A 12,250-nucleotide genomic window follows, 5' to 3' on the forward strand; every position below is an offset into this window, starting at 1 on the left:
CAGCGATCGCAGCCAAGTTCCCGACCAAGGCTAACAATGACCGCGCAAAAAATCTGTAAACGCCTGTTTTTTCAAGCACGCACGAAGGGGTTTTCGCGCATCTCGTCACCCAGTCGGGTGTCCGGCCCATGGCCCGTCACCACGGTGGCGTCTTCATCCAGCCGGTACAGACGCTGCTTGATGGAGCGTTCGATGCTCGCGTGGTCGCCACCCCACAGGTCGGTGCGCCCGATGCCGCGGCGAAACAGGGTGTCGCCAGCGATCAGCAGCTTGGCCTCGGGAAACCAGAAACTCATGGAGCCTGGGGTATGCCCCGGCGTGTGCAATGCCACACCACAGCCGCAGGCCAGCGCCTCGTCATCGGCCAGCCACTGATCAGGAGCCGGCACGGGGGTGTAGGGAACACCGAACATCTGGCACTGCATCTCCAGGTTGTCCCAGAGGAATTGATCGTCCTTGTGCAGGTGCAGGGTCGCGCCAGTCTTCTCCTTCATCTGCCCCGACGCCAGGAAATGATCCAGGTGCGCGTGGGTGTGGATGATGCTCACCACCTTGAGGCCATGGGCCTCCAGCCGCGCCATGATCAGATCGGGATTGCCACCCGGGTCGACCACGAGTGCCTTGCCACTGACGGGATCGCCGATGATGGTGCAGTTGCACTGCAAAGGGCCGACGGCAAAGGTTTCGCGGATCAAGGCTGGGGATGTCGATTGCATGGGCGTTCCTGTAAAGCAGATGGCAGGCAGGGAGGCCATTCTAACCGGCACCAGGTACTGCACGCTGGGCCAGTCGCCAGATCGCCAAGCAGGGCTGCCTGCCCTTGGCGCCGAATAGCAACCGAGCGGGCAACAAAAAGCCGGCGTTGAGCCGGCTTTTCGATTTCACGCAGCGATCAACGCACGCCGGACTGGCGCAGCGCGGCCGGCGTGTAGTCGCTTTCCTTGGCGGGGTAGTCGAACTCGTAGGAGCGCTTCTCCTCGTTCTTCAGGCCCAGGGCCAGGTAGCGACCGGAGAGCAGATCGTGGATGACCTCGACGGCGTACCACGGCACCTGCTTGTCGTAGTAGTACTGGGCATGGGCTTCCGCCACGCGCCACAGGGTACCGCGACCGTCGTAGTGGTCGATGGCAGCGGCCTGCCAGGTATCCTCGTCGATGTAGAAGTCACGCTTGGCATAGATGTGGCGCTCGCCCTGCTTCAGCGTCGCGGTCACGTGCCAGACGCGGTGCAGCTCGTAGCGGGTCAGGTCGGGGTTCAGGTGACCTGCCTTGACGATATCGGCGTACTTCAGCTTCGGCGAATCGAGACGGTAGCTGTTGTAGGGAATGTAGATTTCCTTCTTGCCCAGCAACTGCCAGTCGTAGCGATCGGGGGAGCCGTTGTACATGTCGAGGTTGTCCGAGGTGCGCAGGCCATCGGCTGCGGTACCCGGGCCGTCATAGGACACCTGCGGCGCACGGCGTACACGACGCTGACCGGCGTTGTACAGCCACGCCATGCGCGGCTCCTTCACCTGGTCGATGGTCTCGTGCACCAGCAACACGTTACCGGCCAGACGCGACGGCGCGGTTACCCGCTGCTTGAAGTAGAACAGGATGTTGCTCGGCTGACTGGTATCGACGCCTTTCATCATGCTGCGGAAGGCGAACTCCTCCTCCAGGCTGACCGGGCTGAACGAGCCATTGGCCTGTGGCGTCACCTGCACGACGTGGCGCCGTACGCTGGCACCGCGATAGCGGGTGATATGGTTCCAGATCGCTTCCAAGCCGTCTTTGGGAATCGGGAACGGGTTGGCCAGCTGGAAGTTCTCCAGCCCTTCACCGCCCTGAATCAGCTTGGTATTGGTGGCATTCTGCTTGGTCGCCGCGATGATGTTGTCCGGCACGGTCGCCGTGCGGTGGGTGGTGTAGACCGGCATCCGGTAGGTTTCCGGATAGCGTTTGAACATCGCGTACTGACCAGGCGTGAGCTTGTCCTTGTACTGCTCGACGTTCTGCGCGGTGATGGTGAACAGCGGCTTCTCGTTGGGGAACGGATCGGCCAGGAAGCCGCCTCCATCCACCGCTCCGGCATTGACCGGCAGACCACCGGTCCAGGCCGGGATGCTGCCATCGGCATTGCCGGCTTTTTCCGCGCCGATCGGCGTCAGGGTATTACCCAGCTTGCCCGCCTCGTCCGCCGATACCGCAGCCATCACACCGGTGGCCAGCAGCGACAACGTCAGAGCGCCGGTTTGCAACAGCCTTTTTGTTGTTTTCATAAATGCGTTTTCCTATGAATACGGGCGCTTAGAAGTTCATACCGAAGCTGAGAGCCAGGAAGTCACGATCAACCAGGGTGTTGTAACGACCATCGAAGAAGTTGGTGTAAGCAACGGTCGCGGTGTAGGTGTTCTGATATTCGGCATCGACGCCCAGGCTGGCGGCCTTGGCACCTTCGTTGAACAACCCGTTGGGACCGTAACCGTCAACGTCGTGGGAGAAGGCGACGTTGGGCCGCAGGTTCACACCGGCGAACACATCGCTGTAGTCGAGGATGCCGCGCATGCGATAACCCCAGGAGTTGGCGGTGGTGAAACCATGGTCGCCATAACGGGCGATGGACGTTTCGTTAGGGTCCACCGCACTGCCGGTGATGCCGTAGATGGGGTCACGGCCATAGCGGTTCTTGTTCTTGCCCTCAAGACCGCCGACGTGCGCGAAGCCGACCTCGCCCACCAGGGTCAGGCGGTCAGCGCCCAGAACCTGATCGAAGAAGTGCGTGAAGGTGGTCTGGATCTGGGTAATTTCCTTGCGGTCGTAGCCCTTCTGCACCGCTCCCGGCGCGGACGTGCCGGCCGCCGCGCCAGCCAGGGCGAGGGTCAGTTGCTGGGTGTTGATCTGCACCGGTGCATTCGGGCGATAGCTGACTTCACCCTGCCAGGCCGTGCCGGTAGGCAGCGTGGTGGAGAAGCTCAGACCATAAAGGCGAATGTCCTCGGGGTAGTCCATGAAGTAACTGCCGTTACCCACGGCCACAGCAGCACCGGCCAGCGTGCGCGCCTGGGCGCCCAGGGGACCTGCGAAAGCGGCAGGTGGCGCGGCACCGAGCCATGCGTTGCCGGATCCCACCCAGGCTGCGGGGCTACCCGCGGCACCCACACCCAGGGTGTTGTAGATACTGCGAGCTGCCGCGCCAATCCTCGCCAGGGCAGCGGCATCGGCATTCTGCACACTGAGGAACGGCGTGCGGCTGTGGTAATTCATGAAGTACGCGCCGTACTCGGTGTTATCGCCCTGCCAGCGCAGTGCCAGGCCCCACTGCCCGTCATCGCGTGCCGTGTTGTCCTTGCCGCGACGCACCACCATGCCTTCCTGGGTGTAGTTCACACCGGCGGCCGACGCACCGATCGGCGCCAGCGCCGGCGCCCCGGCTGCCAAGGCATCGACGCCACGCAACAGGCCGACCAGACTGCTGTTGAGGATGTTGTAGTTGTTGTTACAGCCATTGGCCGCCACATCGGCGGTCGAGAAGAAGGTCCCGCAGTTATCGACGACGGTCTGTTTCCAGCTCAACTGGTAGAAGCTCTCCATCGACAGGCGATCGGTGATGCTCTGGGAGACATAGAACATGTTGACCGGGATCAGACCTTCCTTGACCTCGCTGCCGGGGCGTCGGAAAGCGGAAACGTCAACCGGGTTGATCGAGTTGATGCTGTTCTGGATGAAGGTACTTTCACCCCAGCTCACCACCTGCTTGCCCAGGCGCACGGAACCGGGCTGATCGCCAATGCTGTAGTTGTGGTACACGAAGGTATCGAGCCATTCCGCCCCGGCGGACTTGGCACCCGGCTTGCGGCCGTCGTCGTCGATATCCTTGAAGGGACGCGACTCATCCTTGAGCTCGAAGTCGTACCAGTATTTGCCCCGCACGAACACACCGGTATCGCCGTACTTCAGCTCCAGGTCATGGATACCCTTGAAGATCTTGGAGAAGGTTTCGCCACGCTTGAAGTTGAGACGCCCGTCGTCACCTGTCTGGGTATAGCCGGTGCCGCCGTTGGCTTCGCCGATGAAACGATCGTCACGCTTGGCTGTCGACCAACTGGCCCCTACCGACAGCGACGAGTCGAATTGACCTTCGATTTCCCCGATATTGAAATTCACCGCGAATGCCGGGCTGGCAAGAGTTGATGCGAGGCTGACGGCCAGCGGCAGTTTTGCCAGACGCCAGAACGGCCTTGTTGTGTTGGTCATCGACGCTACTCCATTTGTTTTTGTTATGGCTGATTGACTAAAGCCAGCGAGCCTTGCCAGGTGGTGCTTGCAGTGCCCGAGACACTCTGGCTCGCCGGTTTAGAGGGATCAGTCCCATCCGTGACAAGCCAAGGATGGCCGGAAACCAGCAATTAGCAAGCCAAACGTTTGTTTGACTGATCAGTCACATTTTTGGCGTTGAAATTCGTGCCTTACAGGGACGATAAAATCGCACTCCCGGTGTCCTGCCACTGCGCGAGATCAACGCGAATACGCTTTTTGTCCAGCTTGCCCACACTGGTCTTGGGAATTTCGGTAACAAGGGCGATCTGCGAGGGAATTGCCCACTTGTTGATGGCCCCCTGCTCGACGAAAGGCGTGAGGTGTTCCCTGACAATACGCGCGTCCAGCGCCTGGCCCTCCTTTGCCACCACCAGGGCAAATGGGCGCTCGCCCCACTGCTGATCGGCCACGCCGACCACGGCCACCTCGCGAACCGCCGGATGGCGACTGATCAGGTCTTCGAGTTCCAGTGAGGAGAGCCACTCGCCCCCGGTCTTGATCACGTCCTTGAGGCGGTCGCGAATGTCGATGAAGCCCCTGTCGTCCAGCGTTGCCACGTCGCCGGTGTGCAACCAGCCATGGGCCCACAACTCCTGGCCCTTTTCCGCCTCGCAAAAGTAACCCTGGGTCAGCCAGGGGGCACGCAACACCAGTTCGCCCTGGGTCTCGCCGTCGGCGGGCAAGTGCCGGCCCTCGCTGTCCATGATCGCCGCCTCCACCAGCGGCACCGGAACCCCGGCCTTGATGCGGTAGGCGGTGCGCTGCTCTTCGCTGCCGTCGAGCAGCTCGTCGTCGAGGTAGGCGCAGGAAATCAGCGGGCAGGTTTCCGACATGCCATAGGCCGCCGTCAGCTGAATGCCCCTGGCCTTGGCCGCCTCATACAAGGCGCGATTGAGCGCGCTGCCGCCGATGATCACCTTCATGCCCTGGAAGTCATGGCCCTGGGCGCCGGGTGCGGCCAGCAGCATCTGCAGGATGGTCGGTACGCAATGGGAGAAGGTCACCTGCTCGTTCTTGATCAGCGCGCTGAGCATCTCCGGCTCGTAGCGCCCCGGATAGACCTGCTTCACCCCCAGCAGCGTGGCGACGTAGGGCACGCCCCAGGCATGCACGTGGAACATCGGGGTGATGGGCATATACACGTCGTCATTGCCCATCAGGCGGATGCTGTCCAGGCTGCCCAGAGTGGTGGCCATGGACAGGGTATGCAGCACCAGTTGCCGGTGGGTGAAATACACGCCCTTCGGGTTGCCGGTGGTGCCCGTGGTGTAGAAAGTGGTGGCGACGGAGTTTTCGTCGAAGTCGGCGAACGCATAACGTGGCTCGGCAGCAGCCAGCAGGCTTTCGTACTCACCGACGCAGCCGGGCAGTTCGCCAGCGGCCGTGGCGTTGTCGGTCAGCAGCAAGGTGCCGGTGACCGTGGTGAGGTGCCCGGCGATGCCCTGATACAGCGCGGCGAAATCGCTGTTGACCAGCACGAAGCGGTCCTCGGCGTGATTCATGGTGTAGAGAATCTGCTCGGGCGACAGGCGGATGTTGATGGTGTGCAGCACCGCCCCCAGCATCGGTACCGCGAACATGCACTCCAGGTAACGGTGGCTGTCCCAGTCCATCACCGCCACCGTGTCGCCGGCCTTTACCCCGGCCTTGGTAAGCACGTTGGCCAGCCGCGCCACCCGCTCATTGAAGGTCGCGTAGGTGTAACGCAGGGTGTCGCGGTAGACGATTTCGCGGTTGCGCTCATAACGGCTGCCCGACAACAGCAGGCTCTTGATCAGCAGCGGGTATGGGTGGGCATTCGCGGCGGGGGGAATGATGCGGGTCTGCAACATGGGCTCACCTGTTCTGGACTATTGTTGACAGCGACGAAGATGAAGCGAAACCGGAGCGCGGATGGCACCTTGCCCAACGGTAGCCCGTGCCAGCGCTCGCTCAATCAGCCGAAAGGATGATTGTGTTGCCCGGTGTGACCAGCCAGGCGGTTTCGCCCCTTACTGCAGATCGAGGTGGATACATGTCGGATATCGTTATCGTCAACGGCGCGCGCACGCCGATGGGTGGTTTTCAGGGTAGCCTGTCCGCGCTGAGCGCAACGGATCTTGGAGCCGCGGCGATTCGCGCCGCCATCGCCCGCGCGGGTATCGACCCCGGCGACGTGCAGGAAGTGATCATGGGCTGCGTGTTGCCCGCTGGGCTCAAGCAGGGGCCTGCTCGCCAGGCTGCGCTCGCCGCCGGCCTGCCGAGCGCCACGGGCTGCACCACCATCAACAAGCTCTGCGGCTCGGGCATGAAGGCGGTGATGCTCGCCCATGACCTGATCAGGGCCGGCAGTGCCGAGGTGATGGTCGCCGGCGGCATGGAGAGCATGTCCAATGCCCCCTACCTGCTGCCCAAGGCACGTGGCGGCCTGCGCATGGGCCACGGCGAGGTCAAGGATCATATGTTCTTCGATGGGCTGGAGGACGCCCGCACCGGTCGCCTGATGGGTTCCTTCGCCCAGGAAACCGCGGACCGCTACGGCATCACCCGCGAAGCGATGGACGCCTACGCCATCGAATCGCTACGCCGTGCGCAGCAGGCCATGACCTCAGGTGCGCTGGCCGCCGAGATCGTCCCTGTCACCGTGACGACCCGCCAGGGTGACACTCAGGTCAGCGAAGACGAACAGCCGCTGAACGCCAGGATAGACAAGATCACCAGCCTGAAACCGGCCTTCAGCAAGGACGGCAGCATCACCGCGGCCAATGCCAGCTCGATTTCCGATGGCGCCAGTGCGCTGCTGCTGATGAGCGCCGAGCAGGCCCGCGCCCGCGGCCTGCAACCGCTGGCCCGTATCGTCGCGCATGCCACCCAGAGCCAGGATCCCAGCGAATTCACCATCGCCCCCATCGGCGCCATCAGCAAAGTGCTGCACAAGGCCGGCTGGCAAAAGAACGAGGTCGACCTGTTCGAGATCAACGAGGCCTTCGCCATGGTCACCATGCTGGCGATGGGCGAACACGACCTCGATCACGCCAAGGTGAATATCTACGGCGGCGCCTGCGCCCAAGGGCATCCGGTGGGCTCGACCGGCTCGCGCATCCTCGTCACGCTGATCAACGCGCTGCGCCAGACCGGCGGCAAGCGCGGTATCGCCTCGCTGTGCATCGGCGGCGGCGAGGCGACGGCGGTCGCGGTCGAAGTACTGTAAGAAGCCTTCCAGGGGCGCAATCGCGCCCTTTATTTCAGCTCGGTGAACGCCAGCTTGATCCCCAGGCCGACCAACACCGCGCCCATCAGCCGATCGAACCAGTGGCCCAGGCGCGCGAAACCGTCGCGCACGCGCTGCTGGCTGAACAGCATTGCCACCAGGCAGAACCACACCGCCGTGGCCACGGCCAGGTAGACACCGTAACCGCCCTGCACGAGCAACGGGGTGTGCGGGTTGATCACCACGGTGAACAGCGACAGGAAGAACAGCGTCGCCTTGGGGTTCAGGCCATTGGTCACGAAGCCGGTGACGAACGCCCCGCGGGGTGTTCTCGCCGGGGCCGCGGCCTGTTCCTGGAGCGACCCGGGCGCGGCGGGTCGAGCGCGCAGCGCCTTGAAGCCGATGTACAGCAGATAGGCGGCGGCCAGCCACTTCAGCGCATTGAACAGCACGATCGACTGGGACACGATCAGGCCGATGCCCAGTAGCGAATAGGCCACGTGAACGAAGATCCCGGTGCCGACGCCCAGTGCGCAGAACACCCCGGTGCGGCGACCATGGGCCACGCTTTCACGCACCACGATGGCGAAATCCGGCCCGGGGCTGGCGACGGCCAGCAGGTGAATGAGGGCAACGGTGAAGAACTCCATCCAGTACACGGCAACTCCAGGAATCGGCTGATTGATCGATGGGCAGAGGCCAGGGTCCGTTGACGGTTCACCCACGACCGCGCCACCCGGCTAGGGGCGGGCGGCGGCGCGCTTCTGATAGGCTGCACTTTACTTCCCGACAGGACAGCCCGAAAGGTACAGCTGATGAGTAAAACAGGCCGCGCGGTGTTTCTCGATTATCGCTCCCTCGACCTTGGCGATCTGGACATGACCCCGCTACGGGAACCGTTCGCCGAGCTGGTGCTGCACGACCAGAGCAGCCCGTCGCAGATCATCGAGCGTCTGCAGGGAGCCCGCGTGGCGATCAGCAACAAGGCGGTGATCGACGGGGCCGTGCTGGCCGCCTGTCCCGATCTCGAGCTGATACTGGTCGCGGCCACCGGCACCAACAACGTCGACCTCGCCGCGGCACGGGCCCACGGCGTGAGCGTGTGCAATTGCCAGGGTTACGGTACGCCCTCGGTGGCCCAGCACACCCTGGCGCTGCTGCTCGCCCTGGCCACCAGCCTGCCGGACTATCAGCGCGATATCCGTGCTGGCCGCTGGCAGCAATCGCCGATGTTCTGTTTGCTCGACCACCCGATCGTCGAGCTCGAAGGCAAGACCCTGGGCCTGCTCGGCCACGGCGAGCTGGGTGGCGCCGTCGCCAGGCTGGCCGAAGCCTTCGGCATGCGCGTGCGCTACGGTCAACTGCCAGGACGGCCGCCGCGCGCCGATCGCCTGCCACTGGATGAGCTGCTTAGCCAGGTCGATGCCCTCACCCTGCACTGCCCGCTGACCGAACAGACCCGCAACCTGATCGGCGCCCGGGAGCTGGCCCTGCTCAAGCCTGGCGCTTTCGTGATCAATACCGCCCGAGGCGGCCTGATCGACGAACAGGCGCTGGCCGATGCCCTGCGCGCGGGCCAGCTCGGTGGCGCGGCGACCGACGTGCTGACCCAGGAGCCGCCCAAAGACGGCAACCCGCTGCTGGCTGCCGACATCCCGCGCCTGATCATCACGCCCCACAGCGCCTGGGGTGCCCGCGAGGCGCGCCAGCGGATCGTTGGCCAACTGGCGGAAAACGCGGCGGGCTTCTTCGCCGGGCAGGCCAAACGCCAGGTCAACTGATCGCCTGGCGCGTCGGGCTTGCAGCTTGCGGCGCAGGCCCCTACCCTTCGCGCTTTTGCCGGGGTAGATCTGATGGATCCGCGAAGTGAAGTGCTGCTGCGCCAGGCCGAGCTGTTCGCTGGCCCCGCCCTGCTCGCGGGCCTGCCGGCCGATGATCTGCTGGCACACCTGCCCCAGGCCTCGGGCTGGGGCTGGCATGCCGGTGACCAGGCGAGGCTCGAGGCGCGCTTCGCCGGGCGCAGTACGTTCGACGTGGCACCACCAGCGCCTGGTTTCGAGACAGCGGTGTTGTTCCTGCCCAAATCCCGCGAGTTGACGGCCTACCTGCTCGATGCCCTGGCCGCCCGCCTGCCCGGCAAGCTGCTCTACCTGGTTGGCGAAAAGCGCGCCGGCGTCGAGCGCGCGGCCAAGCAGATGGCGGCCTACGGCACGCCGCGCAAACTCGACAGCGCGCGCCACTGCCAGCTGTGGCAGGTGCGCGTGGCTCAGGCGCCCATGCAACCCGCTCTCGCCTCGCTGGTCCAGCGCTACAGCCTGCCGCTCGATGACGGCCCGCTCGAGGTGGTCACCCTGCCTGGGGTGTTCAGCCACGGCCGGCTGGATACCGGCAGCGCGCTGCTGCTCAAGCATCTGGATCGACTGCCAGGCGGTCATCTGCTGGACTTTGGTTGTGGTGCCGGCGTGCTCGGTGCGGTACTCAAACGCCGCTATCCGCACAGCCAGGTCACCCTGCTGGACGTCGATGCCTTCGCCGTCGCCAGCAGCCGCCTGACGCTGGCTGCCAATGGCCTGCAGGCGGAGGTCATCAGTGGCGATGGTATCGCCGCGGCGCCCGTCGAGCTGAGCGCCATCCTCAGCAACCCACCTTTCCACCAGGGTGTGCATACCCACTACCAGGCCAGCGAAGACCTGTTGCGCCAGGCCTCCCGGCACCTGCGCAAGGGCGGCGAGATCCGCCTGGTGGCCAACCGCTTTCTCAAGTACCCGCCGCTGATCGAACAACATATCGGCGCCTGCCACACCCTGGCCGACGCCGATGGTTTCCGTATCTACCAGGCGCTCAACCCGTAAAGGCCCGCGCCTGCGGCACAGCGGCGCAGGCCTTGCCCAACGAACGGCGTTTGGGCAGAATGCGCGCGTCCTAGGGGAGTAGTCTCCCGCGAGCGCCCGCTCGCCCGGCATGCATCAACATACTTGGTCGGCTGACCATGGTGCGTGCGACCCAAGATCCGCCCAGACGGATCGGCGCCGTTCGGCTCGAACGCCGCGCAGGGTTTGACAAGACCTATGACACGAACACCTTACCCGGGGCGGGAAGGCTGTACGTGTCATAGCCGTGTCTACCCGCCCCTTTAGGAACCTCGATGCTGGAATCTCTTTTCGTTCCCACCCTGATCGTTGCCCTGGCGGAAATCGGCGACAAGACGCAGCTGCTCGCGCTGTTGCTGGCCGCGCGCTTTCGCAGGCCCTGGCCGATCATCTGGGGCATGGTGGTCGCCACCCTCGCCAACCACCTGGCCGCGGGGGCGGTGGGCAATTGGGTAGCCGGCCTGCTGTCGCCGGCACTGCTGAGCTGGATCCTGGCAGCCTCGTTCATCGCCGTGGCGCTGTGGACGCTGATCCCGGACAAGCTCGATGACGACGAAAGCTCCAACCTCAAGCGCTACGGGCCGTTCCTGACCACGCTGATCGCCTTCTTCCTGGCGGAGATGGGTGACAAGACCCAGGTGGCGACGGTCATGCTCGCCGCCCAGTACCCGCACTTCATCATGGTGGTGCTCGGCACCACGCTGGGCATGCTGATCGCCAACGTGCCGGTGGTGCTGGCCGGCAACTTCGCCGCCGACCGCCTGCCGCTCACCCTGATTCGCCGACTCGCCGCCATCGCCTTCGCGGCACTGGCGATCTATGCCGCCTACCAGGCGATGCTGCTGAGCGGGATCCTGAACGGCTGATCAAGGGTTCGAGGCCGCCGCCGATCCAGACAGCGGCCTCGAACTAAGTCCGAGTGGCCAGAGCACGACCAGCTGCCTGGTTGGCTAACCGGCCCGTTTGCCGGATGCCAATGTCGCGAGGATCAGCTTTTCTTGGCCTGCTGATACAGGGGCATGACCTTGGGAATGGCGGCCTGCAGCGAGGCGATACGGCTCGACGAGGACGGGTGGGTGCTCATGAACTCCGGCGGCGCCCCTTCGCTGGCCTTGGCCATCTTCTCCCACAGGGTGACCGCCGCGTTGGGGTTGAAGCCCGCACGGGCAGCCAGCTCCAGGCCGATCAGGTCGGCTTCGTTCTCGTTGCTGCGGCTGTTGGGCAGCGTCATGCCGTAGTTCACCGCGGCATCGGCCAGTGCCATCTGATCCGAGCTCACGCCCAGCAGCGCGGCAGCGCCCTGCTTGGCCATGTTCAGCCCATAGGCCTTGGACATCGCCTCGCGGCCATGCTCACGCAGGGCGTGGGCGATCTCGTGGCCCATGACCGCAGCGATTTCGTCATCGGTGAGCTTCAGCTTCTCGATGATGCCGCTGTAGAAGATGATCTTGCCGCCGGGGCCGCAGTTGGCATTGAGCTCAGGGCTCTTGATCAGGTTGACCTCCCACTGCCACTGCGCCGAATCCGGGCGGAACAACGGCGCCTGCTTGATCAGCCGATCGGCGATACGCTGCAGGCGTTTGGCATCGGCACTGGTCTTGTCCAGCACGCCTTGGCTGGAGGCCTTCTGCAGGGTTTCCTGGTAGGACTGGGCGTACATCTGGTTGACCTCATCGGTCGACAGCGCGCTGAACATGTACTGCTTGCGCTCGACACCTACCGCCCCACCGCTGGTGGTGTTGACGGCTTGGCATCCTGCCAGCAGCAGTGCCGCGGTCAGCGTGGTAATGGACAACGACGATTTCATGCTGGAGCTCCCTGGGAAATTGAGCGAGTTATGCTAGCAGGCTGTTGAAAAACTACCTACGTTGCCGCCGCGTCGTTAAAAACAG

The 12,250-nt window shown here is 64.1% G+C and carries 10 protein-coding genes and 1 riboswitch; of the genes, 4 read left to right on the top strand and 6 right to left on the bottom strand.

Annotation, left to right across the window (positions count from 1 at the left end; all coding sequences use genetic code 11):
* Positions 1-71: 71 nt before the first annotated feature.
* The 4 genes from K8U54_RS04215 to K8U54_RS04230 all read right to left on the bottom strand — a co-directional run bounded on the left by K8U54_RS04215 (position 72) and on the right by K8U54_RS04230 (position 6,130).
* Positions 72-716 (bottom strand): MBL fold metallo-hydrolase, encoded by a 645-nt coding sequence (locus K8U54_RS04215; RefSeq protein ID WP_249909005.1) that lies wholly within the window; start codon positions 714-716, stop codon positions 72-74.
* A 176-nt stretch (positions 717-892) separates the two neighbouring features.
* Positions 893-2,260, bottom strand: coding sequence for a DUF1329 domain-containing protein (locus K8U54_RS04220; protein WP_249909006.1), 1,368 nt, complete (start codon positions 2,258-2,260; stop codon positions 893-895).
* A gap of 28 nt (positions 2,261-2,288) precedes the next feature.
* On the bottom strand, positions 2,289-4,235 hold the full coding sequence (locus K8U54_RS04225; protein WP_249909007.1) for a DUF1302 domain-containing protein: 1,947 nt from the start codon (positions 4,233-4,235) through the stop codon (positions 2,289-2,291).
* Positions 4,236-4,447: 212 nt separating this feature from the next.
* On the bottom strand, positions 4,448-6,130 hold the full coding sequence (locus K8U54_RS04230; protein WP_249909008.1) for a fatty acid--CoA ligase: 1,683 nt from the start codon (positions 6,128-6,130) through the stop codon (positions 4,448-4,450).
* Positions 6,131-6,312: 182 nt separating this feature from the next.
* Between K8U54_RS04230 and K8U54_RS04235 the strand changes: the two genes are divergently transcribed.
* Positions 6,313-7,488 carry an acetyl-CoA C-acyltransferase gene (locus tag K8U54_RS04235; protein WP_249909009.1) on the top strand — a complete coding sequence of 392 codons (1,176 nt, stop codon included), beginning with the start codon at positions 6,313-6,315 and terminating at the stop codon, positions 7,486-7,488.
* A gap of 29 nt (positions 7,489-7,517) precedes the next feature.
* Here K8U54_RS04235 and K8U54_RS04240 read toward each other — a convergent pair whose 3' ends face one another.
* Positions 7,518-8,147, bottom strand: a complete 630-nt coding sequence (locus K8U54_RS04240) for a LysE family transporter (protein ID WP_249909010.1) — start codon at positions 8,145-8,147, stop codon at positions 7,518-7,520.
* 156 nt (positions 8,148-8,303) lie between these two features.
* On the opposite strand from K8U54_RS04240, the gene K8U54_RS04245 reads away from it, so the two are divergent.
* The 3 genes from K8U54_RS04245 to K8U54_RS04255 all read left to right on the top strand — a co-directional run bounded on the left by K8U54_RS04245 (position 8,304) and on the right by K8U54_RS04255 (position 11,224).
* On the top strand, positions 8,304-9,269 hold the full coding sequence (locus K8U54_RS04245; protein ID WP_249909011.1) for a 2-hydroxyacid dehydrogenase: 966 nt from the start codon (positions 8,304-8,306) through the stop codon (positions 9,267-9,269).
* Between the two features lie 72 nt (positions 9,270-9,341).
* Positions 9,342-10,340, top strand: coding sequence for a class I SAM-dependent methyltransferase (locus K8U54_RS04250; RefSeq protein WP_249909012.1), 999 nt, complete (start codon positions 9,342-9,344; stop codon positions 10,338-10,340).
* A 61-nt stretch (positions 10,341-10,401) separates the two neighbouring features.
* A riboswitch (yybP-ykoY riboswitch) is annotated at positions 10,402-10,546 on the top strand.
* 90 nt (positions 10,547-10,636) lie between these two features.
* Positions 10,637-11,224 carry a TMEM165/GDT1 family protein gene (locus tag K8U54_RS04255; protein ID WP_249910393.1) on the top strand — a complete coding sequence of 196 codons (588 nt, stop codon included), beginning with the start codon at positions 10,637-10,639 and terminating at the stop codon, positions 11,222-11,224.
* 122 nt (positions 11,225-11,346) lie between these two features.
* Here K8U54_RS04255 and K8U54_RS04260 read toward each other — a convergent pair whose 3' ends face one another.
* On the bottom strand, positions 11,347-12,165 hold the full coding sequence (locus K8U54_RS04260; RefSeq protein WP_249909013.1) for a M48 family metallopeptidase: 819 nt from the start codon (positions 12,163-12,165) through the stop codon (positions 11,347-11,349).
* Positions 12,166-12,250: the final 85 nt, after the last annotated feature.

Source organism: Pseudomonas fulva, from assembly GCF_023517795.1.
Classification (GTDB): domain Bacteria; phylum Pseudomonadota; class Gammaproteobacteria; order Pseudomonadales; family Pseudomonadaceae; genus Aquipseudomonas; species Aquipseudomonas fulva_D.